The sequence below is a fragment of the Streptomyces sp. Je 1-79 genome, assembly GCF_025195125.1.
In the GTDB taxonomy this organism is placed as follows: domain Bacteria; phylum Actinomycetota; class Actinomycetes; order Streptomycetales; family Streptomycetaceae; genus Streptomyces.
On the sequence record NZ_JAMGSL010000008.1, the window covers coordinates 294,353 to 317,528 of the forward strand.

Genomic DNA, 23,176 nt, shown 5'->3' on the forward strand with positions numbered 1-23,176 from the left:
ACGGAGGGGCTCAGCCCTTCGCCACGGGCAGCTCCGCGCGCCTCAGGCTGCGTACGGAGAGTCCGTACATCCCGCCGGCCGCGCAGATCGCCGCGCTCGCCACGAACACCGGTCCGAGGCCCCACAGGCCCACCGCCGCGCCGGTGAGGGGGAAGCTCAGCGGGGCGAGGCCGAGGCTGACGAAGCTGGTCACGGCGGTCACCCGGCCGAGGTACGCGGGGTCGCACTCGGTCTGCGTGAGCGCCCCGCACAGGGCGCCGCTGAGGCCCGCGAGCAGGCCCACGGAGAGTGCCAGGGCCACGGCGACCGGCAGCTGCGGTACGTACGCGAGGGCGCCCACCGAGCCGGCGCTGAGGGCGATCGTCGCGCCGAGGACGGCGCCCGCGCGGGGTATCCGGCCGCGCACGGTGAGCAGCAGGGAGGCGGCGCCCGCTCCCGTCCCGAATCCCGCGAGGACCCAGCCGATGCCCGACGCGCCCCAGCCGCGCTCGTCGGCGAGGAGGGCGAGACCCACGTTGGCGGGGCCGACGAAGCCGAGGTCGCTGAGGGCGACGACGATCGTCAGGGGGCCGAGGACGCGGTGCCGGCGGAGGTAGCGCAGGCCGTCGGCGAGGTCGCGCAGGGCCGTGCCCTCCCGGGTCGCCCCGCCGCCCGGCAGTGGGGCGAGGCGGACTGCCAGGAGCAGCGGCAGGGAGACCGCGAAGAGGAGTCCGGCCGCCCCGAAGGCGGCGGCCGGTCCCCCGAGGGCGACGGCGAGGCCGCCGAGCGGGGCGCCGAGGACGAGTCCGGCGCGCTGGGCGAGACCGCGCATGCCCTGGACCCGGGCGAGCTGGTCCCGGGCGGCGATCCGGGGCGGCAGGGCGCCCACGGCGGGCAGGAAGAGGGCGTCGACGGTGCCGAAGACCAGGGCGACGCCGGCGAGCACCCAGAGGCCGGGGCTGCTGAGCAGGAGCGCCCCGGCCACGCCGAGGACGACGAGGCAGCGGACGGTGTCGGAGAGGACGACGACCCGGTGCGGGCCGAAGCGGTCGGCGATCACTCCCCCGCCGAGCATGAGCAGGGCGCGCGGCACGGCGCTGACGGCCATGACGAGCCCGGCCTCGGCGGGCGTGCCGCTGCGGACGGCGGTCCAGGAGAGGGCGAGGTAGTAGAGGCTGTCGCCGACGGCGGAGGCGGAGTACGCCCCGAGCCAGCGCAGCACGTTGGGGTCGCGGTGGGCGGGCCGGGCGGGAGGGGCCTCGACGAGCGCCGTCACGGGCGGTAGGGGAAGCCGTAGAGGTGGATGGCGACGTTCTCGCGGCCCTCGGTGTCGCCGGCCTCCTCGGCGGCGCGGGCCTGGGTGTCGTACTTCTTGAGCAGCGCGTCGAGCTCCTCGCCGAGCGCGGCGAGTTCGGCCGCGGTCAGTCGGGGGAGCCACTCGGAGCTGATCGAGGCGGAGCGCCACTCGCCCGACCACGTCAGCCGTTCGTCGAGGAAGCGGCGGTGGAGTTCGGACCGCTGGTCGTTGAGGGTGCGGCCGAGGGCGTCGCTCGCGGCGACCAGCTCGGGTGTGCCCCGGACGTCCTCGTCCCGGATGGAGACGCCGTACGAGCTGGGCTGCCACCAGCGTTCGCGGCCGTCGGCGGAGTACCCCCGCGCCTCTTCGATGAGGTCGTGCTCGGCCAGCTTGCGCAGGTGGTAGCTGACGAGGGAGACCGCCTCGTCGACCTGGTCGGCGAGCTGGGACGCGGTGGCGGTGCGGGCGACGAAGAGGGCGCGGTAGAGGCGCATCCGCAGCGGGTGCGAGAGCGCCTTGAGGGTGCCGAGATCGGTGATCCGGCGGTTCTCCTGCGAGGTCATGTCCACGACCGTAGATGCGAAAGAAGTCTTGCGCAACAGAAATTGCACAAATAATCCTGCCCATATGACCAGCAGAAAGGCCCCCGTCCGGGGGCCTTTCGGAGCCTCGCTCAGCGGACCGGGTGGCCCGCCTCCCGCAGCGCGCCCTTGACCTCGGAGATCCGCAGGTCGCCGAAGTGGAAGACCGAGGCGGCGAGCACCGCGTCCGCCCCCGCCTCGATCGCCGGCGGGAAGTCGGACAGCCTGCCCGCTCCGCCGGAGGCGATCACCGGCACGGTCACGTGCTTGCGCACGGCCGCGATCATCTCGGTGTCGTAGCCGTCCTTCGTGCCGTCCGCGTCCATCGAGTTGAGCAGGATCTCGCCCGCGCCCAGCTCGGCGGCCCGGTGGGCCCACTCGACGGCGTCGATGCCGGTGCCCTTGCGGCCGCCGTGCGTCGTCACCTCGAACGACCCCGAGGCCGTGCGCCGGGCGTCCACGGAGAGCACGAGCACCTGGCGGCCGAAGCGCTCCGCGATCTCACGGATCAGCTCCGGCCGGGCGATGGCGGCCGTGTTCACGCCCACCTTGTCGGCACCGGCACGCAGCAGCTTGTCGACGTCCTCCGCCGCGCGCACCCCGCCGCCCACGGTCAGCGGGATGAAGACCTGCTCGGCGGTGCGGCGCACCACGTCGTAGGTCGTCTCCCGGTTGCCGGACGAGGCGGTGATGTCGAGGAAGGTCAGCTCGTCGGCGCCCTCGGCGTCGTACAGCTTCGCCATCTCGACGGGGTCGCCCGCGTCGCGCAGGTTCTGGAAGTTGACGCCCTTCACGACGCGGCCGTTGTCCACGTCCAGGCAGGGGATCACGCGTACGGCCAGACTCATGCCGTCTTCCCCCGGTACGCCTCGACCTCGACCTCGACGACCAGGCTCGGGTCGACGAAGCCGGAGACGATGATCATCGAGGCCGCCGGGCGGACGGCGTCGAAGAGCTCCTTGTGGGCGCGGCCGACCTCGTCCACGTCCCGGGCGTGGGTGATGTACATCCGGGTCCGTACGACGTCCTCAGGGCCCAGACCGAGCTTCTTGAGCGCGTCGAAGGCCACGTTGAAGGAGTTGACCGCCTGCTCGTACGGGCCTCCGCCGGCGATCTGGCCGCCGACCACCGAGGTGCAGCCGGAGACGAGGACGAGGCCGTTAGGCAGCTGCACCGCGCGGGAGTAGCCGAACTGCTCCTCCCAGGGAGCGCCGGTGACGACCCTCTTCACACCGTCGGTCATACGGAAGCCACCGCCTCCAGCGCCTCCTCCAGGGTGAACGCCTCGGCGTACAGCGCCTTGCCGACGATCGCGCCCTCGACGCCCAGCGGGACGAGCCCGGACAGGGCCCGCAGGTCGTCCAGGGACGACACGCCGCCGGAGGCGACGACGGGCTTGTCGGTGGCGGCGCAGACGTTCTTCAGGAGCTCCAGGTTCGGGCCCTGGAGCGTGCCGTCCTTGGCGATGTCGGTGACGACGTAGCGGGAGCAGCCCTCGGAGTCGAGGCGGGCGAGCGTCTCGTAGAGGTCGCCGCCGTCGCGGGTCCAGCCGCGGCCGCGCAGGGTGGTGCCGCGGACGTCCAGGCCGACGGCGATCTTGTCGCCGTGCTCGGCGATGACCTTGGCGACCCACTCCGGGGTCTCCAGGGCGGCGGTGCCCAGGTTGACGCGGGTGCAGCCGGTGGCGAGCGCGGCGGCGAGCGAGGCGTCGTCGCGGATGCCGCCGGAGAGCTCGACCTTGATGTCCATGGCCCGGGCGACCTCGGCGATCAGCTCACGGTTGTCACCGGTGCCGAAGGCCGCGTCGAGGTCGACCAGGTGCAGCCACTCGGCGCCGGAGCGCTGCCACGCGAGGGCGGCCTCCAGCGGGGAGCCGTAGGAGGTCTCCGTACCGGACTCCCCGTGCACGAGGCGGACGGCCTGGCCGTCGCGGACGTCGACGGCGGGGAGGAGTTCGAGCACGCTGTTAGAAGGCACAGTCACAGTGTTCCGATCCAGTTGGTGAGCAGCTGCGCTCCGGCGTCGCCGGACTTCTCGGGGTGGAACTGGGTCGCCCACAGGGCGCCGTTCTCGACGGCCGCGACGAACGGCTCGCCGTGGGTGGCCCAGGTGACCTTGGGGGCGCGCATGTTCGGGTTGCCGACCTCCAGGGTCCACTCCCGCACTCCGTAGGAGTGCACGAAGTAGTACCGGGCGTCGGCGTCGAGGCCCGCGAACAGCTCGCTGTCCTCGGGCGCCTCGACGGTGTTCCAGCCCATGTGGGGCACGACCGGGGCCTTCAGCGGCTCGACCGTACCGGGCCACTCGTCGAGACCCTCGGTCTCCACGCCGTGCTCGATGCCGCGGGCGAAGAGGATCTGCATGCCGACGCAGATGCCCATGACGGGGCGGCCGCCGGAGAGCCTGCGGTCGACGATCCACTCGCCGCGCGCCTCCCTGAGGCCCTGCATGCAGGCGGAGAAGGCGCCGACGCCGGGGACGAGGAGCCCGTCGGCGTTCATGGCCCTGTCGTAGTCGCGGGTGATCTCGACGTCGGCGCCGACGTGGGCGAGAGCCCGCTCGGCGGAGCGGACGTTGCCGAAGCCGTAGTCGAAGACGACGACCTTCTTGGGGGTGCTCGTGCTCATTCCCAGATTCCCTGGATCCGCAGGACGCCCGCGACCAGGCACATCACGGAGGCGATGGCGAGGACGACGATCACGCCCTTGGGCAGCTTCTGCTTGGAGAAGGAGTACACACCGCCGGCGAGGAAGAGCCCGACGACGATGAGGATGGTGGAGAGGCCGGTCATGGAGTTAGAGGGCGCCCTTCGTGGAAGGCAGGATGCCGGCCGCGCGCGGGTCGCGCTCGGAGGCGTAGCGCAGCGCCCGGGCCAGCGCCTTGAACTGACACTCCACGATGTGGTGGGCGTTGCGCCCGTACGGCACGTGGACGTGCAGCGCGATCTGCGCCTGCGCGACGAAGGACTCCAGGATGTGCCGGGTCATCGTCGTGTCGTAGGAGCCGATCATCGGCGCCATGTTCTCGGGCTCGGTGTGCACCAGGTAGGGGCGGCCGGAGAGGTCGACGGTCACCTGGGCGAGCGACTCGTCCAGGGGGACGGTGCAGTTGCCGAAGCGGTAGATGCCGACCTTGTCGCCGAGCGCCTGCTTGAAGGCGGCGCCGAGGGCGAGCGCGGTGTCCTCGATGGTGTGGTGCGAGTCGATGTGCAGGTCGCCGTCGGTCTTGACGGTGAGGTCGAACAGACCGTGGCGGCCGAGCTGGTCGAGCATGTGGTCGTAGAACCCGACGCCGGTGGCGACGTCGACCTTGCCCGTGCCGTCGAGGTCGATCTCGACGACGACGGAGGTCTCCTTGGTGGTGCGCTCGACTCTTCCAACGCGGCTCATGCGCTCTGCTCCTTCTTGACTTCACGGACCGCGTCGAGGAACGCGTCGTTCTCTTCAGGGGTGCCGGCGGTGACCCGGAGCCAGCCCGGTACGCCGTTGTCCCGGACCAGGACGCCCAGGTCGAGGATCTTCCGCCAGGCCTCGTGGGAGCCCTGGGCCCCGTCGAACCGGCCGAACTGGACGAAGTTGGCGTCGGACTCGGTGACCTCGTAGCCGGTCGCCCGCAGCTCGGCGACCAGCCGGTCCCGCTCGGTCTTGAGCTGTTCGACGTACCCGAGGAGCGTATCGGTGTGCTCCAGGGCGGCCAGCGCGGTGGCCTGCGTGACGGCGGACAGGTGGTACGGGAGCCGTACGAGCTGCACGGCGTCGACCACGGCCGGGTGCGCGGCCAGGTAGCCCAGGCGCAGGCCGGCCGCGCCGAAGGCCTTGGACATGGTGCGGGAGACGACCAGGTTCGGCCGCCCCTCGATCAGCGGCAGGAGGGAGTCCCGGTGGCTGAACTCGACGTACGCCTCGTCGACCACGACCAGTGAGGGCTTGGCGGCCTGGGCGGCCTCGTACAGCGCGAGGACCGTCGCGGCCTCGACCGCCGTGCCGGTGGGGTTGTTGGGCGAGGTGATGAAGACGACGTCCGGCCGGTTCTCGGCGATGGCCGTCCCGGCCGCCTCCACGTCGATGGTGAAGTCGTCGCGACGCGGCCCGGAGATCCAGGCCGTGCCGGTGCCGCGCGCGATGAGCGCGTGCATCGAGTACGAGGGCTCGAAGCCGATGGCCGTACGGCCGGGGCCGCCGAAGGTCTGCAGCAGCTGCTGGAGGACCTCGTTGGAGCCGTTGGCGGCCCAGACGTTCTCGACGGCGACCGGGTGCTTGCCGGTGCGGGTGAGGTAGCGGGCGAGCTCGGTGCGCAGCTCGATCGCGTCCCGGTCCGGGTAGCGGTTGAGGCCGCGGGCGGCCTCGGCGACCCGCTCCGCGATCCGGGCCACGAGGGGCTCGGGCAGCGGGTAGGGGTTCTCATTGGTGTTCAGCTGGACGGGGACGTCGAGCTGGGGGGCGCCGTACGGGGACTTGCCCCGCAGCTCGTCCCGGATGGGCAGGTCGTCGATTCCGATGGCGGTCATGCCTGCGGCACCTTCCAGCCGAAGCGCGCCTTGAGGGCGGCGCCGTGGGCGGGCAGGTCCTCGGCCTCGGCGAGGGTGACCACGTGGTGGGTGACCTCGGCGAGGGCGTCCCGGGTGTAGTCGACGATGTGGACGCCGCGCAGGAAGGACTGCACGGACAGGCCCGAGGAGTGGCAGGCGCAGCCGCCGGTGGGCAGGACGTGGTTGGAGCCGGCGCAGTAGTCGCCGAGGGAGACCGGCGCCCAGGGGCCGACGAAGATCGCGCCCGCGTTGCGGACCCGCTCGGCGCGGGCGGCGGCGTCGGCCGTCTGGATCTCCAGGTGCTCGGCGCCGTACGCGTCGACGACCTTGAGGCCGTCCTCCAGGTCGCTGACGAGGACGATCGCGGACTGCCGTCCGGCCAGGGCCGGGACGATCCGGTCGCCGACGTGCTTGGTGGCGGCGACCTGGGTCTTCAGCTCGGCCTCGGTGGCCTCGGCCAGCTCCTCGGAGTCGGTGACGAGGACGGCGGCGGCCATCGGGTCGTGCTCGGCCTGGCTGATGAGGTCGGCGGCGACGTGCACGGGGTCGGCGGTGGAGTCCGCGAGGATCGCGATCTCCGTCGGGCCGGCCTCGGCGTCGATGCCGATGCGGCCGGTGAAGTACCGCTTGGCGGCGGCGACCCAGATGTTGCCGGGGCCCGTGACCATGTTGGCGGGGGCGCAGGACTCGGTGCCGTACGCGAACATCGCGACGGCCGTGGCGCCGCCCGCGGCGTACACCTCGTCGATGCCCAGCAGGGCGCACGCGGCGAGGATCGTCGGGTGGGGGAGCCCACCGAACTCGGCCTGCGCGGGGGAGGCGAGCGCGATGGACTCGACACCGGCCTCCTGCGCCGGAACGACGTTCATGATCACGGAGGAGGGGTAGACCGACCGGCCGCCGGGCGCGTAGAGCCCCACGCGCTGGACGGGGATCCACTTCTCGGTGACGGTGCCGCCGGGCACGACCTGGGTGGTGTGCGTCGAGCGGCGCTGGGCGCGGTGGACGATCCTGGCGCGCCGGATGGACTCCTCGAGGGCCGCCCGGACGGCGGGGTCGAGCCGCTCCAGCGCCTCGTCGAGCGCCTCGGCCGGCACACGCACGTGCTCCAGCTTCACACCGTCGAACTTCTCCGCGTACTCGACCAGCGCCGCGTCGCCCCGATGATGGACGTCCTCGCAGATGGGCCGCACCTTCTCCAGGGCGGCTTCCACGTCGAACTCGGCACGGGGCAGCAGGTCGCGCAGCGCGCCACCCTCGGGGAGGGTGTCGCCGCGCAGGTCGATACGAGAGATCACGGGTCAATTCTCGCAGACGCCCCACAAGCGCCGGACGCCTGTATCACTGGCTGATACGAGCCACAGTGGCGTCTTGTCGCCACAGCTGACCGTTAGCGTTCAGCCCGTCACTCAGCGGGAAGAACGGCTGTACGAATCCAGGGAAGCGGATTCGTGGAAAGCGAGGGGGCGGCAGTGACCGAGCCGCACGAGGACGGAATGCCGGACGGTCTGACGGGCCCGGAGAGGGCCATGTGGAGGGCGTTCCGGATCGGCAGGAGCTGCGATCTGAGCGAGGGGGACGCGGCGCGGGACGACCCCTTCGGGGCGGAGGCGTGGGGAGAGGCGCGCAGTGTGCGCGCGGAGGTGGTGGCGCTGCTGCTGCTCGACGGCCCGGCGGCGCGGGCCGGGCGGGTCGCGGCGCTGAAGCTGCGCGGGGTGCGGATCACCGGCGTGCTCAATCTGGCCGGCGGGACCATCGATCCGTACGTGGAGTGGAACCGCTGCCGTTTCGACCAGGAGATCGTGCTGCCCGAGGCGCGCTTCGGCACGGTGCGGATGGTGGAGTGCGCGATACCGCGGCTGGAGGCGGCGCGGCTGCACACCGAGGGGGACCTGCATCTGCCGAGGTGCCGGGTGCAGCGGGGCATCCGGCTGACGGACGCGCAGATAGGCACCGATCTGCTGATCAACCAGATCCGGGTGTGGCCGGACCGGCGTGGCCGGGCGATCACGGCGGACGGTCTGGCGGTGGCACAGGACCTCCAGGCCGAGCTGATCGAGACGTACGGGGAGGTGAGCCTGCGCGGGGCGAAGATCGGCGTGTCGCTGAGCCTGCGGGGCAGCGTCCTGCGCGGGGCGCAGCAGCGCCGCGCGCTGAACGCGCCGCAGCTGACGGTGGAGCGCTCGCTCTATCTGAACGCGGCGTGGGTGTACGAGGGCTCGGGCCACTCGACGGCCACTCCCCCGTACGGAATCGGGTACACCCCGCTGCGCGGGGCGCGGCGCAAGCCGGTGGAGTGCCACGGCGGGGTGCGCCTCGACGACGGGCGTTTCGGCGACGCGGTGGACCTGCACTACGCGCGGTTCGTGCTGAACGGCGCGACCCGGGAGGAGGTGTCGCTGCGCCGGATCGCCACCCCTGAGCTGCGGTTCAACGGGGAGCGCCCGGAGGAGGGGCGGGTGGTGCTCAACGGCGCGCGGGTGGTGACGCTGATCGACCTGTCCACGAGCTGGCCGGGCCCCGGCGGCCTTTCGATGAACGGCTTCGTCTACGAGAACCTCGTGCCGTACGGACACTTTCCGCTGACCCGCCGCCTGGAGTGGGTGTCGGCGGCCACCCCGGAGTACGCCCCGGAGCCGTACGAACGTCTGGCGACCGTGCTGCGCAACAGCGGGGAGGACGCGGACGCCCGGGTGGTGCTGCTCGCCAAGCAGCGCCGGCGCCGGGAGACGCTGCCGGTGGCCGGGAAGCTCTGGGGCTACCTCCAGGACTGGACGGTGGCGTACGGCTACCGGCCGGGACGGGCGGCGCTGTGGATGGCGGTGCTCTGGGCGGCGGGGGCGCTGGCGTTCTCCCGCTACGACCCGGTACCGCTCAAGGCGGAGGAGTCGCCGAACTGGAACGCCACGCTGTACGCGCTGGATCTGCTGCTTCCGGTGATCAATCTCGGCCAGGACGGCTACTGGCGGCTGGAAGGCCTGTGGCAGTGGGCCGCGACGATGCTGATCCTGCTGGGCTGGGTGCTGGCGACGACGGTCGCGGCGGGAGCGTCGAGGCTGCTGCGCCGGGGATGAGCGGGGCGCCGGGGAGGCGCGACGGGACGAGCAGGGACATCGAGGGCGTTACGCGGGGACCAGCGGGGGCGCTGCGCCGGGGATGAGCGGGGCCTCCGAGGGCGTTGTGACGAGTGTGACGGGAGGTGCCAGAGGGGCGGATTCTGCCGACCCTCACCTCTTTCTTTACGCTGTCTTGACCTCCCGCAGGACAACTTTCCCGCCGCTACCAAAGCTTCACAGTCCCCCACTGGCGCCGCCCCCACCTGCGGTTTTTGAATGGTCCGCACGATGTCTCTGCTCCGCGCCCTGATCGGCACCGCCCGTACGCTCCGGCTCGCTCCGCGGCTCCACTCCGCGCTGCCGCCGGACGACGACGTGCTGCTCGACGCGCCGGACGACAGGCTCGCCCCGGCGCTGGTGGCGGCCGCGCTCGCCGATCCCGAGCCCGCCGCCAAGCTGCTCGCGACGACCCGGGACGCCGCCGAGTGGGAGAAGCGGGACCGGTACGTGGCGCGGCTCGCGACCTTCGCGTACAGCCGTGAGGAGTGGCTGGCCCACTGGCTGGCCGTCTCGCCCCGCGACCCGGACGCCCTGCTCGTCAAGGCGGAGCTCGCGGTGCGCAGGGCCTGGGAGTCGCCGGCCCGCTCCGAGCGGCTGCGGGAGCTCGGACCGCTGATCGACGCGGCCGCGGAGGCCTCGCCCCGCGACCCGGTGCCGTGGCGGCTCGCCCTGGACCACGCCCGCGGCACCCACGCCGGGCACACGGCCTTCGAGGCGCTGTGGGAGCAGGCCGTGCGCCGTGCCCCGCACCACTACGGCTGCCACGTCGCCGCACTGCGGTATCTGTCGGCCCAGTGGTACGGCTCGCACCACGAGTGCTTCGACTTCGCCGAGGAGGCCGCCGCCGACGCGCCCCCGGGCTCCCTGGCCCGGGCGCTCCCGGTCAACGCCGCCTTCGCGCAGCTCCTCGCCGGCACCGGACCCGTCCAGGTGGACCGGATCGACGCCGCCGCGGACCGGGGCGTCGCGCTGTCGGCGGAGTATCCGGAGGGCGACCCGTGGGCCGCGGAGGTCCGTAATCTGCTGGTGTACGTGCTGGTCAGGCGGGCGCGCTGGGCGGAGGCACTGGAGGAGTTCCGAAAGATCGGACCGTACGCCACGTCGTTTCCGTGGGCCCTCGTGGAGGACGATCCACTGGCCGGTTTCCTGGAGACGAGGGACCTGGTGCGGGCCGAGGCGGGCCGCACGGTCCCCCCGCGCGGGACCGGAGTCGGACGGGCCGGCCGGGCCGCGCCCGGCGGCCATTACTCTTGACCGCTGTGACCACCGCTCGCCTGCCACTCTTCCCGCTCAACGCGGTGCTGTTCCCGGGCCTCGTGCTGCCCCTCAACGTCTTCGAGGAGCGCTATCGCGCCATGATGCGCGAGCTGCTCAAGACCGACGAGTCGGAGCCGCGCCGCTTCGCCGTCGTCGCGATCCGCGACGGCCGTGAGGTGGCGCCGACGGCGCCGGGGATGCCGGACCAGACGGCTCTGCCGGAGAAGGGGCCCGCCGCGGGCTTCGGCCCGGACCCGATCCAGGCGTTCCACCGGGTGGGCTGCATCGCCGACGCGGCGACGATCCGGGAACGCTCGAACGGCAGCTTCGAGGTGATGGCCACGGGGACGACCCGGGTGAAGCTGCTCTCCGTGGATGCGAGCGGGCCGTTCCTGATGGCCGAGATCGAGGAGATCCCGGAGGAGCAGGGCGACGAGGCGGGCACCCTCGCGGAGGTCGTGCTGCGGGCGTTCCGGAGCTACCAGAAGCGGCTGGCGGGGGCGCGGGAGCGGTCGCTGACGACGAGCGACCTGCCGGACGACCCGTCGGTGGTGTCGTACCTGGTCGCGGCTGCGGCGGTGCTCGACACACCGGCGAAGCAGCGGCTGCTGCAGGCGCCGGACACGGCGACCCGGCTGCGGGAGGAACTGGCGCTGCTGCGGTCGGAGACGGCGGTGCTGCGGCATCTGCCGTCCCTGCCGGCGGTGGAGCTGACCCGGGCGCCGACAAGCCCGAACTGACCGAGGAGTCCGGTGGCGAAGAAGCAGAAGAAGTCCCAGGGCGGAACCCCGGCGACCGTCGCCCTGACGGCGTCCGGGACCCCGTTCACGCTCCATGCCTACGAGCACGACCCGGCGTCGGCCTCGTACGGCGAGGAGGCGGCGGAGGCGCTCGGCGTCTCCCCCGACCGGGTCTTCAAGACGCTGGTCGCGGACGTCGACGGCGAGCTGACGGTCGCGGTCGTCCCGGTCGCCGGCCAGCTCGACCTGAAGGCCCTGGCCTCGGCGGTGGGCGGCAAGCGCGCGTCGATGGCGGACCCGGCCCTGGCCGAACGCACGACGGGCTACGTCCGGGGCGGCATCTCCCCCCTGGGCCAGCGCAAGCGCCTCCGCACGGTCCTGGACGCCTCGGCCTCCGCCCACGAGACGATCTGCATCTCGGCGGGCCGCCGCGGCCTGGAGGTGGAGCTCACCCCCACGGCCCTGACCACCCTCACCTCGGCGGTCCTGGCCCCGATCGGCCGCGGCTGACACCAGAGGTCCGGGGCCGCAGGCTCAGGCCTCGTCGCCCGTCTCCTTCTGCGGGGGCCATTCGTCTTCCGGGTCCCTCGGGCCGAAGAGCGCCGTCAGGGCGAGGTGGACGATCATGGCCGCGAGCGGCCAGGCCAGCATCGCGCCCGCCCACATCTCCAGCTTCAGCGGCGCGTCGAACTCCACGCCCGCCCCGACCTCCTTGGCATGGGCGACGACGTCGTGCGTCGGTCCCAGGAACGTCCCCACGCCCCACCCGAGCAGCGAGCCGAGGACACCGCCCGCGGCCAGCGCGATCACCAGCGCCACGCCGCCGTACCGGTGGAAGAGGAAGACGAGCGCCGCGGCCAGCGCGCCGAACCCGAGCGCCAGCAGGACGAACGTTCCGTCCGCCCCGACGGCCGCCTCCCCCTCGCTGTTCCGCAGGAACACCGCCTTGCCGTCCGAGATCAGCGGAACCCGGGGCGCCAGCCACAGCCACAGCAGTCCCAGCAGCGCACCCGCGACCGTCGAGACGGCTGCCACGACCGCGGCCTGCCGGAGCTCCGTGGCCACACTCGGGGCACCGTCGTCCGGCGACAGCGGAGGGTAGGGCGACGGCCGTCCGTGCGGCGGCACGGCATCGTTCGGCGGCTGGTGAGGCGGTGTCAGAGGTGCGGTCACCCCGCCATCGTGCCAGGTACGGGAGCGACCCGCCTCAGCGGACCGCCGCCCGCCGGTACGCCCAGGTCGCCACCGCGAGCGAGACCACCCCGACCGCCCCGCACACCACGAGGTCGAGCCCGACCGCCGCCCAGTCCGGGTGCGCGCCGAAGGTGCGGGCCAGCGCCTCCACCCCGTACGTCGACGGCAGCAGGTCCCGCGCCCAGCCGATCGGCCCGGGCAGCCGGTCCGCCGGCAGCACGCCGAGCAGCAGCGCCGCCGACATGCCCAGCTGCCCGAGCAGCGTCGCGAGCTCCGGACGCGGCGCGAGCAGCCCGAGCGCCGCGCCGAGACCGGCCAGCGCCGCCCCCGCCAGCGGCACCACCGCCGCGAGGATCCAGAGATGGCCGAGCGGCAGTCCGAAGAGCAGCGACCCGATGACCGCGGTCACCACCGTCCCCGGCACCGTGAAGGAGGCGTACGCCCCCGCCGCGCCGAGCACCACGGCGGCCGGCGGCACCGGCAGCGTGGCGTAGTGGTCGAGGCCGCCGGTCGCCCGCAGCTGTCCGAAGTACTGGGCGAGCAGATTGAGCGCGACGAAGGCGACGACGAGCACCGACGAGCCCGCCACCACGGCCCGCGCCTCCGCCCCGCCGTCGACGACGCCCCGCATCAGGACCATGATCCCGACGGACTGGAACGTCGCCACGAAGAGCAGCGGGATGCGGGAGACCCGGGCGCGCGAGAGCTGCGCGCGGTACACGGCGCCGAGCGCGGGCAGCAGCCGGGCGCGCGGCGCCAGCGGCGCGGCCGCGCCGTCGGCCGGTGCGCCGGAGGCGCGGGCCGACGCGACACCGGCCGGCACGACCTGGGCCGACGGGACCTGGGCGGGCACGATACTCACTCCGTACAGCTCCTCAAGCCTTGACCAACCCCTGCGTCTCGCCGCCCAGCGCCAGATACACGTCCTCCAGGCTCGGCGTCGCCAGTGTGAAGTCGTCCAGGGCCGCGAACGCCGCCCCTCCGGTCACCGCCGCGACCGTCGCCCGGGCCTCGTCCGGGGCGAGCCGGAGGGTCCAGCGCCGGCCCGACTCCTGCGCGAGTCCGCGCAGCGCGGCGACCTCGGGCACCTCCAGCGGGGCGCGCTCGCGCCACACCAGGTCGACCCGCACCTCGCCCGCGACCCTTTCCTTCAGCCCGGCCGGGGTGTCGCAGGCGATGACCTTGCCCCGCTCCAGGACGGCGACCCGGTCCAGTACGGTCTCGGCCTCGATCACGTTGTGGGTGACGAGCAGCACGGTGGTGCCGTGCTCGGCCCGCCGCCGGTCCACGGCGGACCAGACGGCCCGCCGGGCGATCGGGTCCATGCCGGTGGTGGGTTCGTCGAGGACCAGGACCTGCCGTTCGCCGACCAGGGCGGCCGCGACGCAGGCGAGCCGCCGCTGTCCGCCCGAGAGCTTCTTCAGCGGCCGGCCGGCGAGCTCGGTGAGGCCCAGCTCCTCCAGGACGGCGTCCTTCCCGGCGCGCGCGTCCCGGGCGGTGAGCCCGCGCAGCCGCCCGGTCGTCTCGGCGGCGAGCGCGACCGTCAGCTCGTCGAGCGCGGTGGACTCCTGCCCCAGGTAGGCGAGCAGGCGCGCGGCACGCTCCGGGTGGCGTACGAGATCGTGGCCGAGCAGCTCGACCGTTCCGGAGTCGGGGCGCATGAGGCCGGTCAGCTGGCGGACCAGTGTGGACTTCCCGGCGCCGTTGGGCCCGAGCAGGCCGAAGATCTCGCCGCCGTGGACATCGAGGCTGATGCCGTCGGTGGCGCGGATCTCGGGGGTCGCCGGCGTCCCTCGGCGGGCGCGCGCGGCGGGGTACGTCTTGACCAGATCCCGCACCACGCACACCGTACTCACGAGGGATGAGCCTACGGGGTCCTCCGGCCTACTCCCCCGCGGGGGCGCGTTCCGCGGCGGCCCGGACATCGATCTCCCGCCAGAAACCGGCCCGGATCGCGTATCGGTCGTGCTCGTCGATCTGGTCGTCCTTGTGGGCGAGCAGGCCGAACCTGGCCGCGTAACGGAGCAGTTCGCCGTCGATGCGGTGCGGGATCCGCGGGTACATCACCGACAGTTTCTGGACGTGGCTCTGCTCGGGGAGCCGCTCCATCCAGCGGCGGGCGAACACCTGTCCCACCTCGAAGGGGTCGCCGCCGACGGTGGTGATGTCCTCCTCGCGGTCCGCCCAGCGCTGCTCGGCGCTGGTGAGCTGGGCGAGGGTGGGCAGGGAGGCGGTCTCGGGCGGCTCGCCGAGCGCGCCGCCGGGGCGTTCGATCCAGCCCTTGTCGGAGGACCAGCGCAGCGTGGCGTTGGTGGCCGGCGGGGCGGGGTGGCCGCCGGGTCCGCGCAGGCCGGCGAGGTCCTTGGGGGTGGGGACGCCCTTGCCCCCGGCCGGGGCGGGGCCGGCCGACGCCGGGCCGCCCTCGTCGGTGGCGGGCGTGGAGGCCTCGGGGGACGACGCGCCGTTGTGTAGGGAGGCGGCTGCCGCGGCCGCCGCCTCCGCGGCCCGCTCGGCGGAGGCGGCGAGGGCCGACTCGGGCAGCGGGGCGGAGAGGATGGCGGCGATCTCGGGGCGCGGGGCGGGCGAGGGCGCGCAGAGTCCGCTGAGGTCCTTGGCGCGGACGGCGCGGGTGATCCAGGCCCGGTCGAGGACCCGGCGTTCGTCGGCCTCGGCGACGAGGTCCTCGGACTGGTTGTAGTCGCCGTCGGCGGCCTGGACGGCCCAGAGGTGGACGGCGACGCCGTGCTCCTTGGCGGACATCAGGCCGGGCAGCAGATCGCCGTCGCCGGTCACCAGGACCACGTCGGAGCAGGCCCGGTTCCTGGCCAGCTCGGTCAGCTCGGCGTGCATGGCCGCGTCGACGCCCTTCTGGGCCCAGCGGCCGTCGCTGCGGGTCAGGGCGCCGAGCCGGACGGTGACCCGGGGCATCACCCGCAGCCTGCGGTGCTCGGGCTGGGGCACCCGGTCGGGCGCGCCGTCGAACCAGTAGATGCGCAGCAGGGGCTGCTCGGTGTCGGCCTCGGCGCGTTCGCGGAGTCCCTGGATGAGGGCGGCGTGGTCGACGGTGATCCTGGAGCGGGCCGGTTCCCCGGCGAGAAGGCTCGCGGCGGCGCCCAGCAGATAGCCGGCGTCCACCAGAACGACGCAGCGGTCCACGTGTTCCACCCTCTTTCGGGAACCTCGGGATCGGAAGTTGCTTCGGATTTCCTTCGAGTCTGCCCGAACGTCGGGAGGTTGACGGTCGGAACTGGATCATCGGCGTGGCGAATGTCACGCCGGACCCCGCTCACTGACGGTAATGATCCAAAATGCGGCGTTTAACCCCATGTGTGAGGCTGACAGCGGCCCTGGCCCCGAGATCCCTTTGAGGAGGCATCACCATGGCCAAGAATCGAAAGCAGAACCGCAGCCCGCAGCAGTCCTCGCAGGCCGAGCGCGGCGCCCAGCAGGCGCAGCAGTCGTCGATGGAGTCCCAGGCCGAGCAGCGTGCCTCGCAGGTGACCCCGGGCGACATGGCCCGCAAGGGCCGGCAGAAGCGCTTCGGTCACAACTGACCGCGCGTAACCCCGGAAGGGGCGCACCCGTGACGACGGGCGCGCCCCTTCCGCGCGTGAGGACCCCGGCTTCCGTGCGCGTGCCCCCGGCTTCCGTGCGCGTGCCCCCGGCTTCCGTGCCCGGGGACCGGCCGTTATCCGGCCAGGCAGGACGGGCCGAGCAGCACCTTCAGGTCGCCGAAGAGCGCGGGATCGGGCTGGACCCGGTGCCGGTCGAGCCGCAGGACGGTCGTCTTGCGGGGGCCCTGGAGCTTGATCCGTACCTCGGTGTTGCCCTTGTGGTGCCCCAGGATCTCTCCCAGCCTGCTGACCATGGGCGGGGTGACCTTCACGGTCGGGATGGTCAGGACGACGGGCGCGTTGGTCCCGGCGTTCGACAGGTCGGGGACCATCAGCTCCATGGCGACCAGCCGGGGCACGTCCTCGCGCTTGTCGAGACGGCCCTTCACGAAGACGACCGTGTCCTCGACGAGCTGGGTCGAGACCAGCTGGTACGTGGCGGGGAAGAACATGCACTCGATGGAGCCGGCCAGGTCCTCGACGGTGGCGATGGCCCAGGCGTTGCCCTGCTTGGTCATCTTGCGCTGGAGGCCGGAGATGATGCCGCCGATGGTGACGACCGCGCCGTCGGAGTGCTCGCCGCCGGTCAGCTGGGAGATCGCCGCGTCCGTCTTGTCGGACAGGACGTGCTCGATGCCGAAGAGCGGGTGGTCGGAGACGTAGAGGCCGAGCATCTCGCGCTCCTGGGCGAGCAGGTAGGACTTCTCCCACTCGACGTCGGAGAACTCCACGTCCAGGCCGAAGCCGGGCTCGTCGCTCGTCTCGTCGCCCATGCCGCCGAAGAGGTCGAACTGTCCCTCGGCCTCCTTGCGCTTCACCGCGACCACGTTGTCGATCATCGGCTCGTGGTGGGCGACCAGGCTCTTGCGGGTGTGGCCCATCTCGTCGAAGGCGCCGGCCTTGATCAGCGACTCGATGGTCCGCTTGTTGCAGACGACGGCCTCGACCTTGTCGAGGAAGTCGGGGAAGGTCGAGTACTTCCCCTTGGCCTTGCGGGACTTGATGATCGACTCGACGACGTTGGTGCCGACGTTGCGGACGGCGGAGAGGCCGAAGAGGATCACGTCGTCGCCCTGGGCGGCGAAGTTCGACTCGGACTCGTTGACGTTCGGCGGCAGGACCTTGATGCCCATGCGGCGGCACTCGTTCAGATAGACCGCGGACTTGTCCTTGTCGTCCTTGACCGAGGTCAGCAGACCGGCCATGTACTCGGCCGGGTAGTTGGCCTTGAGATAGGCGGTCCAGTAGGAGACCAGGCCGTACGCGGCGGAGTGCGCCTTGTTGAAGGCGTAGCCGGCGAAGGGGACCAGCACGTCCCACAGGGCCTGGATGGCCTCGTCGCTGTAGCCCTTGTCCCGGGCGCCCTTCTGGAAGAGGACGAAGTTCTTCGCCAGCTCCTCGGGCTTCTTCTTGCCCATCACGCGGCGGAGGATGTCGGCCTCGCCGAGGGAGTACCCGGCGATGATCTGGGCGGCCTTCTGCACCTGCTCCTGGTAGACGATCAGGCCGTAGGTGACCGCGAGCACCTCTTCGAGCGGCTTCTCCAGCTCGGGGTGGATCGGGGTGATCTCCTGCTGCTTGTTCTTGCGCAGGGCGTAGTTCGTGTGGGAGTTCATTCCCATCGGGCCCGGCCGGTACAGGGCGGACACGGCGGAGATGTCTTCGAAGTTGTCGGGCTTCATCAGCCGCAGCAGCGAGCGCATGGGGCCGCCGTCGAACTGGAAGACGCCGAGGGTGTCTCCGCGCTGGAGCAGTTCGAAGGTCTTCGGGTCGTCCAGCGGCAGGGCCAGCAGGTCGAGGTCGAGCCCCTTGTTGGCCTTCACCATCTTGACGGCGTCGTCCATGATGGTCAGGTTCCGCAGGCCCAGGAAGTCCATCTTCAGCAGGCCGAGCGACTCGCACTGGGGGTAGTCCCACTGCGTGATGGTCACACCGTCCGTGTGCCGGACCCAGATCGGGGCGTGGTCGACGATGGGCTCGCTGGACATGATCACGCCGGCCGCGTGCACACCCATCTGCCGGACGAGGCCCTCCACGCCCTTGGCGGTGTCGATGACCTTCTTCACGTCGGGCTCGTTCTCGTACATCGCCCGGATCTCGCCCGCCTCGCTGTAGCGCGGGTGCGAGGGGTCGGTGATGCCGTTGAGGTCGATGCCCTTGCCGAGGACGTCGGCGGGCATCGCCTTGGTGAGCCGGTCGCCCATGGCGTACGGGTAGCCGAGGACACGGGCCGAGTCCTTGATGGCGTTCTTCGCCTTGATCTTGCCGTACGTGCCGATCATGGCGACCTTGTCGGAGCCGTACTTCTCCGTCACGTACCGGATCACCTCGACGCGCCGACGCTCGTCGAAGTCGATGTCGACATCGGGCATCGAGACGCGCTCGGGGTTGAGGAAGCGCTCGAAGATCAGTCCGTGCGGGATCGGGTCGAGGTCGGTGATGCCCATGGCGTAGGCGACGATCGAGCCGGCCGCGGAGCCACGGCCGGGGCCGACGGCGATGCCCTGCTTCTTCGCCCACATGATGAAGTCGGCGACGACGAGGAAGTAGCCGGGGAAGCCCATCGAGATGATCGTGTCCATCTCGTACTCGACCTGCTTCATACGGTCGTCGGGGATGCCGTCCGGGAAGCGGCGCGCCATGCCGCGCATGGTCTCCTCGCGGAACCAGGAGACCTCGGTGTACCCCTCGGGGATGTCGAACTTCGGCATGAGGTTCTTCTCGACGAACATGCCGTCGGTGCTGACCTGCTCGGCGACCAGCAGCGTGTTGCGGCAGCCCTCCTGCCAGGCGTCCGAGGAGTCGACGGCGTACATCTCGTCCGTGGACTTCAGGTAGTAGCCGGTGCCGTCGAACTTGAAGCGGTCCGGGTCGGAGAGGTTCTTGCCGGTCTGGATGCACAGCAGCGCGTCATGGGCGGTGGCCTCGTGCGCGTACGTGTAGTGCGAGTCGTTGGTGACCAGCGGCGGGATGCCGAGCTTCTTGCCGATCTCCAGGAGCCCGTCGCGGACCCGGCGCTCGATCTCGATGCCGTGGTCCATCAGCTCCAGGAAGTACCGGTCCTTGCCGAAGATGTCCTGGTACTCGGAGGCCGACTTCAGGGCCTCGTCGAACTGGCCGAGGCGCAGCCGGGTCTGCAGCTCGCCGGAGGGGCAGCCGGTGGAGGCGATGAGGCCCTCGGACCACTGGGAGATGGTCTCCTTGTCCATCCGGGGCCACTTCTGCAGCCAGCCCTCGGCGTAGGCGTCGGAGGAGAGCCGGAAGAGGTTGTGCAGTCCGGTGTTGTTCGCCGCCCAGATCGTCTTGTGGGTGTAACCACCGGAACCGGAGACGTCGTCCCGCTTCTGGTGCGGCTGGCCCCACTGGATCTTCCGCTTGTTGCGCCGGGACTCGGGGGCGACGTACGCCTCGATGCCGATGATCGGCGTCACACCGGCCTTCTTGGCCGAGTGGAAGAAGTCGTACGCCCCGTGGAGGTTGCCGTGGTCGGACATGGCGATATGGGTCATGCCCATCTCGTTGCACGCGTCGAACATGTCCTTGAGCCGCGCGGCACCGTCCAGCAGCGAGTACTGGGTGTGTACGTGAAGGTGCGTGAAGGGCGGCTTGGTCACGGCGGAAGGCCTCCGGGCTGCAGTCTTCTGGGGTGCGACCCCCAGATCCCCGCTTTGAGGGAACAGCGTGGAAGTCTACGTCTCCGCACTGACACAGGTGGGGCACTCGGGGGTACCGTCGCGCGTTGAGAGACTCGGAACGCCTGTCCCAATTGTCATGAACAGTCTTGCACCAGGAGGCACCCTCGATGTCGGTCCCCCAGCCCACCGCCGCCCAGCGCGGTGAGCAGATACTCACCGTCTTCGACACCGCCTTCGGGGAGCTCCTCGCCGCCGACCCCGCCGCCTTCCGCGTGAAGTTCCGGAAGATGGCCGGATCCGCCTTCGCCTTCTACCGGGGCACGGCATGCCTGTTCTACGCCGACCTGGAGCAGGAGAACGCGGGGCCGGCGGGCGGGAACACGCCCACCGGTCCGTACCTGGACGAGCGGACCGGCCGGGTGTGGATCCACGGCGATCTGCACGCCGAGAACTTCGGCACGTACATGGACGCCAACGGCCGGCTGATCTTCAACGTGAACGACTTCGACGAGGCGTACGTCGGGCCCTTCACCTGGGACCTGAAGCGGCTCTCGGCCTCGCTCGCGCTGATCGGCTACACGAAGGCGCTCAGTGACGAGCAGATCACGGAGCTGGTACGGATCTACGCGGTGGCCTACCGCGACCGGATCCACGCCCTTGCCACCGGCGCCAAGGACGACGAGGTGCCGTCCTTCACCCTGGACACGGCGGCGGGCCCGCTGCTCGACGCCCTGCGCGTCGCCCGCTCGCTGACCCGCTTCGGGCTGCTGGACTCGATGACCGAGATCCGCGAGTCGGAGCGGCGGTTCTCCTCCGGCGGCGGCGCCGTCGAGCTGGACGCGGCGACCCGCTACAAGGTGCTCGCGGCCTTCGACGGCTACCTGGAGACCCTGCCCGAGTCCTCGCTCGCGCGCCCCGACTCGTACCGGGTCAAGGACGTCGTCGGGCGGCGCGGGATCGGGATCGGCTCGGCCGGTCTCCCGTCGTACAACATCCTCCTGGAGGGCAACAGCGACGCCCTGGAGAACGACGTCGTGATCTACATGAAGCAGGCGCAGACGCCGGCGGTGTCGCGCCATGTGACGGACGCGGCGGTACGGGGGTACTTCCAGCACGAGGGCCACCGCACGGTCATCTCCCAGCGGGCCCTGCAGGCGCACGCGGACCCGTGGCTGGGCTGGACGGAGCTGGACGGCTCCGGGCAGCTGGTCGCGGAGGTCTCGCCGTACGCGGTGGACCTGGACTGGTCGGACATCGACGACCTGGACGAGATCGCGGCGACCGTGGCCGACCTGGGGCGGGCGACGGCGACGATGCACGCGGCGGCCGACGACTCCAGCGGGCACTCCCTGGTGCCGTTCTCGACGGAGCGGGCCATCGACGCGGCGATCGCGGCCGACGAGGAGGGCTTCGCGGAGCTCCTGGTCGACTTCGCCCACAGCTACGGGGCACGCGCGCGTGCCGACCACCAGATCTTCGTGGACCTCTTCCGCAACGGCCGGATCCCGGGTCTCTAGACCCTTCTCACAGGTCGCCCTTAAGGGGCTCTTACAGGAAGGCATGACACACTCTCCTCCGCTATGGACATATCAGGGACGCGGCTCAGAGGGCTGCGGGCGGCGCTCTTCACGGCACTGGTCGTGACGCTGTCCGTCGGCTCCCACGTGCTGCTCTCCCGGGTGCCGCTGCCCCTGATGACCGTGGGGCTGCTCTCGGCCGGTGTCTTCGCCGTGGCGTACGCGCTGGCCGGCCGGGAGCGGGGGTTCTGGCCGATCGCCGGGCTGCTCGTCCCGTTGGAGCTGGCGGCCGACACGCTCTTCACCGCCGGCCAGGCGGTCTGTTACGGCCCGTCCGGCGGGCCGATAGCCGGTTCGCTGCGCGCGGTGGGCGTGGACGTGCTGTGCGGCGGCGCCGTCGGCACCCCGCTGCCGGGCGTCGCCGCCCCCGAGAGCGGGACCGCGGCCGCCCTGCTGAGCTCACCCGCCCCGGCCCTGCCGTGGCTGCTGCTCGCCGCCCATGTGTCGGTCGGCCTCTTCGCGGCGGCCTGGCTGCGGCACGGTGAGCGTGCGCTCGCCCGACTGCTCACCGCAGTGGCGGCCCTGGCCTTCCGGCCCCTGATGCTCGTCGTCGCGCTCTTCGGCACCCCCCGCCGGGTGCCCGGGCGCCTCGGCCGCCCCTCGGACCGGCCGCGCCGGTCCCGTTCCCGCCTTCTCGTGCACTCCGTCGGACGGCGGGGACCGCCGCGCTCGGGCCTCGTACTCGCCTGAGCCCTCGCAGTCCCCACGTTTCCGCCCCTTCCGGGCTTTCGACTTTCACGGAGATCACGACCATGAGCGCACGCAACAGCCATGCCAACAAGGCGGCCGCCCGCGAGCGGCTGCGCGTCGAGCGCGAACGCCAGGCCAAGAAGGAGAAGGTCCGCCGGCAGGTGACCGTCGCCGTGTCGGCCGTCGCCGTCCTGGCGGTCGCCGGCGGTGTCGGCTACGCCGTCGTCCAGGCCAACAAGCCGTCCCACTGGGAGGCGGCGGCCGAGGCGTCGAACGTCACCGCTCCCAAGAACACCGAGGGCACGAACGGCACGACGGTCGTCGTCGGCAAGCCGTCCGCGAAGAAGACCCTGGAGATCTACGAGGACTCGCGCTGCCCGGTCTGCGCGCAGTTCGAGCAGCAGGTGGGCGCGACCGTCGACAAGGACGTGGAGGCCGGCAAGTACCGGCTCAAGTACGTCGGCGCGACCTTCATCGACAACTCCGACCAGGGCGAGGGCTCGAAGAACGCGCTCTCGGCGCTGGGCGCGGCGCTGGACGTGAGCCCCGAGGCGTTCATGAAGTACAAGGCGGCGCTGTACTCCACGCAGTTCCACCCGGAGGAGAGCAAGGACGAGTTCGCCAAGGACTCCTACCTCCTGAAGGTCGCGGACTCGGTCCCGGCGCTGAAGGGGAACGCCGCGTTCAAGAAGAACGTGGAGAACGGCACCTTCGACGCCTGGGCGATGAAGATGTCCGCGGCGTTCGACGACAGCGGGGTGACGGGGACGCCGACGCTGAAGATGGACGGCAAGGCGCTGACGGTCCAGGGGAGCCAGAACCCGCCGCTGACGGTCGAGGAGTTCAACGCGGCGCTCACGCCGGCGCTCAAGGGCTGACACACCGGCGAAGGCCGGTACGGGTCCGCGGGAGTTCACTCCCGCGGCCCCCGGGGCCGGTCGCCGCTCCCCCGGGCCGATCGCGACCGT

23 protein-coding genes are annotated in these 23,176 nt (G+C 71.8%); 8 read left to right on the forward strand and 15 right to left on the reverse strand.

Going from position 1 to position 23,176, the window contains the following annotated elements; all coding sequences use genetic code 11:
- Positions 1 to 10: 10 nt before the first annotated feature.
- The 10 genes from M5362_RS18860 to hisD form a co-directional block, all read right to left on the reverse strand.
- Positions 11 to 1,255 carry an MFS transporter gene (locus M5362_RS18860; protein WP_260228752.1) on the reverse strand — a complete coding sequence of 415 codons (1,245 nt, stop codon included), beginning with the start codon at positions 1,253 to 1,255 and terminating at the stop codon, positions 11 to 13.
- Positions 1,252 to 1,839, reverse strand: coding sequence for a transcriptional regulator (locus M5362_RS18865; protein ID WP_260228753.1), 588 nt, complete (start codon positions 1,837 to 1,839; stop codon positions 1,252 to 1,254). The genes M5362_RS18860 and M5362_RS18865 overlap by 4 nt, the downstream gene beginning before the upstream one ends.
- A gap of 110 nt (positions 1,840 to 1,949) precedes the next feature.
- Entirely contained in the window at positions 1,950 to 2,705 is a 756-nt protein-coding gene (gene hisF, locus M5362_RS18870; protein ID WP_260228754.1) for an imidazole glycerol phosphate synthase subunit HisF, read from the reverse strand.
- Positions 2,702 to 3,100 (reverse strand): RidA family protein, encoded by a 399-nt coding sequence (locus tag M5362_RS18875; protein WP_260228755.1) that lies wholly within the window; start codon positions 3,098 to 3,100, stop codon positions 2,702 to 2,704. Before M5362_RS18875 ends, hisF begins: the two co-directional genes overlap by 4 nt.
- Positions 3,097 to 3,840, reverse strand: a complete 744-nt coding sequence (gene priA / locus M5362_RS18880; protein WP_260228756.1) for a bifunctional 1-(5-phosphoribosyl)-5-((5-phosphoribosylamino)methylideneamino)imidazole-4-carboxamide isomerase/phosphoribosylanthranilate isomerase PriA — start codon at positions 3,838 to 3,840, stop codon at positions 3,097 to 3,099. Before priA ends, M5362_RS18875 begins: the two co-directional genes overlap by 4 nt.
- Complete coding sequence (hisH, locus tag M5362_RS18885) at positions 3,837 to 4,484, reverse strand: imidazole glycerol phosphate synthase subunit HisH (protein WP_260228757.1); 648 nt, start codon at positions 4,482 to 4,484, stop codon at positions 3,837 to 3,839. The genes priA and hisH overlap by 4 nt, the downstream gene beginning before the upstream one ends.
- Positions 4,481 to 4,648, reverse strand: a complete 168-nt coding sequence (locus tag M5362_RS18890; protein ID WP_260228758.1) for a hypothetical protein — start codon at positions 4,646 to 4,648, stop codon at positions 4,481 to 4,483. Before M5362_RS18890 ends, hisH begins: the two co-directional genes overlap by 4 nt.
- A gap of 4 nt (positions 4,649 to 4,652) precedes the next feature.
- On the reverse strand, positions 4,653 to 5,246 hold the full coding sequence (gene hisB, locus M5362_RS18895) for an imidazoleglycerol-phosphate dehydratase HisB (protein WP_058941846.1): 594 nt from the start codon (positions 5,244 to 5,246) through the stop codon (positions 4,653 to 4,655).
- Positions 5,243 to 6,364 (reverse strand): histidinol-phosphate transaminase, encoded by a 1,122-nt coding sequence (locus M5362_RS18900; RefSeq protein WP_260228759.1) that lies wholly within the window; start codon positions 6,362 to 6,364, stop codon positions 5,243 to 5,245. The genes hisB and M5362_RS18900 overlap by 4 nt, the downstream gene beginning before the upstream one ends.
- The gene (hisD, locus tag M5362_RS18905) at positions 6,361 to 7,683 is read right to left on the reverse strand and encodes a histidinol dehydrogenase (RefSeq protein WP_260228760.1); all 1,323 of its coding nucleotides are present in this window, start codon (positions 7,681 to 7,683) and stop codon (positions 6,361 to 6,363) included. Before hisD ends, M5362_RS18900 begins: the two co-directional genes overlap by 4 nt.
- A 174-nt stretch (positions 7,684 to 7,857) precedes the next feature.
- Here hisD and M5362_RS18910 point away from each other — a divergent pair, with 174 nt between their 5' ends.
- From M5362_RS18910 to ybaK, 4 genes are all read left to right on the forward strand, one after another.
- Positions 7,858 to 9,459, forward strand: coding sequence for an oxidoreductase (locus M5362_RS18910; RefSeq protein WP_260228761.1), 1,602 nt, complete (start codon positions 7,858 to 7,860; stop codon positions 9,457 to 9,459).
- Between the two features lie 258 nt (positions 9,460 to 9,717).
- Positions 9,718 to 10,755 (forward strand): hypothetical protein, encoded by a 1,038-nt coding sequence (locus M5362_RS18915; protein ID WP_260228762.1) that lies wholly within the window; start codon positions 9,718 to 9,720, stop codon positions 10,753 to 10,755.
- 5 nt (positions 10,756 to 10,760) lie between these two features.
- On the forward strand, positions 10,761 to 11,498 hold the full coding sequence (locus M5362_RS18920) for an LON peptidase substrate-binding domain-containing protein (RefSeq protein WP_260228763.1): 738 nt from the start codon (positions 10,761 to 10,763) through the stop codon (positions 11,496 to 11,498).
- A gap of 12 nt (positions 11,499 to 11,510) precedes the next feature.
- Complete coding sequence (ybaK, locus tag M5362_RS18925) at positions 11,511 to 12,008, forward strand: Cys-tRNA(Pro) deacylase (RefSeq protein WP_260228764.1); 498 nt, start codon at positions 11,511 to 11,513, stop codon at positions 12,006 to 12,008.
- Between the two features lie 24 nt (positions 12,009 to 12,032).
- On the opposite strand, the gene M5362_RS18930 is transcribed toward ybaK, so the two are convergent.
- Genes M5362_RS18930 through M5362_RS18945 form a run of 4 tightly spaced genes read right to left on the reverse strand, consistent with a single transcriptional unit; the run spans position 12,033 to position 15,857 of the window.
- The gene (locus M5362_RS18930) at positions 12,033 to 12,671 is read right to left on the reverse strand and encodes a DUF2567 domain-containing protein (protein WP_260228765.1); all 639 of its coding nucleotides are present in this window, start codon (positions 12,669 to 12,671) and stop codon (positions 12,033 to 12,035) included.
- A gap of 34 nt (positions 12,672 to 12,705) precedes the next feature.
- Positions 12,706 to 13,554, reverse strand: coding sequence for an ABC transporter permease (locus M5362_RS18935; protein WP_260228766.1), 849 nt, complete (start codon positions 13,552 to 13,554; stop codon positions 12,706 to 12,708).
- Between the two features lie 13 nt (positions 13,555 to 13,567).
- Positions 13,568 to 14,539: an ABC transporter ATP-binding protein gene (locus M5362_RS18940; RefSeq protein WP_260228906.1), complete on the reverse strand. Its 972-nt coding sequence runs from the start codon at positions 14,537 to 14,539 to the stop codon at positions 13,568 to 13,570.
- 37 nt (positions 14,540 to 14,576) lie between these two features.
- Positions 14,577 to 15,857: an NYN domain-containing protein gene (locus M5362_RS18945; protein ID WP_260228767.1), complete on the reverse strand. Its 1,281-nt coding sequence runs from the start codon at positions 15,855 to 15,857 to the stop codon at positions 14,577 to 14,579.
- A 215-nt stretch (positions 15,858 to 16,072) separates the two neighbouring features.
- Here M5362_RS18945 and M5362_RS18950 point away from each other — a divergent pair, with 215 nt between their 5' ends.
- The gene (locus M5362_RS18950) at positions 16,073 to 16,246 is read left to right on the forward strand and encodes a hypothetical protein (protein ID WP_260228768.1); all 174 of its coding nucleotides are present in this window, start codon (positions 16,073 to 16,075) and stop codon (positions 16,244 to 16,246) included.
- 134 nt (positions 16,247 to 16,380) lie between these two features.
- On the opposite strand, the gene dnaE is transcribed toward M5362_RS18950, so the two are convergent.
- On the reverse strand, positions 16,381 to 19,920 hold the full coding sequence (dnaE, locus tag M5362_RS18955) for a DNA polymerase III subunit alpha (protein ID WP_260228769.1): 3,540 nt from the start codon (positions 19,918 to 19,920) through the stop codon (positions 16,381 to 16,383).
- A gap of 188 nt (positions 19,921 to 20,108) precedes the next feature.
- Here dnaE and M5362_RS18960 point away from each other — a divergent pair, with 188 nt between their 5' ends.
- The 3 genes from M5362_RS18960 to M5362_RS18970 all read left to right on the forward strand — a co-directional run bounded on the left by M5362_RS18960 (position 20,109) and on the right by M5362_RS18970 (position 23,086).
- Positions 20,109 to 21,458, forward strand: coding sequence for a DUF2252 domain-containing protein (locus M5362_RS18960; protein WP_260228770.1), 1,350 nt, complete (start codon positions 20,109 to 20,111; stop codon positions 21,456 to 21,458).
- 63 nt (positions 21,459 to 21,521) lie between these two features.
- Positions 21,522 to 22,208 (forward strand): hypothetical protein, encoded by a 687-nt coding sequence (locus M5362_RS18965; protein ID WP_260228771.1) that lies wholly within the window; start codon positions 21,522 to 21,524, stop codon positions 22,206 to 22,208.
- Between the two features lie 62 nt (positions 22,209 to 22,270).
- The gene (locus tag M5362_RS18970; RefSeq protein WP_260228772.1) at positions 22,271 to 23,086 is read left to right on the forward strand and encodes a DsbA family protein; all 816 of its coding nucleotides are present in this window, start codon (positions 22,271 to 22,273) and stop codon (positions 23,084 to 23,086) included.
- Positions 23,087 to 23,176 lie beyond the last annotated feature (90 nt).

What these genes read in the sequence shown, in the direction of transcription:
- M5362_RS18865 (WP_260228753.1), bottom strand. Translation starts at nt 1,839, where the DNA reads ATGACCTCGCAGGAGAACCGCCGGATCACCGATCTCGGCACCCTCAAG.
- hisF (WP_260228754.1), bottom strand. Translation starts at nt 2,705, where the DNA reads ATGAGTCTGGCCGTACGCGTGATCCCCTGCCTGGACGTGGACAACGGC.
- M5362_RS18875 (WP_260228755.1), bottom strand. Translation starts at nt 3,100, where the DNA reads ATGACCGACGGTGTGAAGAGGGTCGTCACCGGCGCTCCCTGGGAGGAG.
- hisH (WP_260228757.1), bottom strand. Translation starts at nt 4,484, where the DNA reads ATGAGCACGAGCACCCCCAAGAAGGTCGTCGTCTTCGACTACGGCTTC.
- M5362_RS18890 (WP_260228758.1), bottom strand. Translation starts at nt 4,648, where the DNA reads ATGACCGGCCTCTCCACCATCCTCATCGTCGTCGGGCTCTTCCTCGCC.
- hisB (WP_058941846.1), bottom strand. Translation starts at nt 5,246, where the DNA reads ATGAGCCGCGTTGGAAGAGTCGAGCGCACCACCAAGGAGACCTCCGTC.
- M5362_RS18900 (WP_260228759.1), bottom strand. Translation starts at nt 6,364, where the DNA reads ATGACCGCCATCGGAATCGACGACCTGCCCATCCGGGACGAGCTGCGG.
- M5362_RS18915 (WP_260228762.1), top strand. Translation starts at nt 9,718, where the DNA reads ATGGTCCGCACGATGTCTCTGCTCCGCGCCCTGATCGGCACCGCCCGT.
- M5362_RS18950 (WP_260228768.1), top strand. Translation starts at nt 16,073, where the DNA reads ATGGCCAAGAATCGAAAGCAGAACCGCAGCCCGCAGCAGTCCTCGCAG.
- M5362_RS18960 (WP_260228770.1), top strand. Translation starts at nt 20,109, where the DNA reads ATGTCGGTCCCCCAGCCCACCGCCGCCCAGCGCGGTGAGCAGATACTC.
- M5362_RS18965 (WP_260228771.1), top strand. Translation starts at nt 21,522, where the DNA reads ATGGACATATCAGGGACGCGGCTCAGAGGGCTGCGGGCGGCGCTCTTC.
- M5362_RS18970 (WP_260228772.1), top strand. Translation starts at nt 22,271, where the DNA reads ATGAGCGCACGCAACAGCCATGCCAACAAGGCGGCCGCCCGCGAGCGG.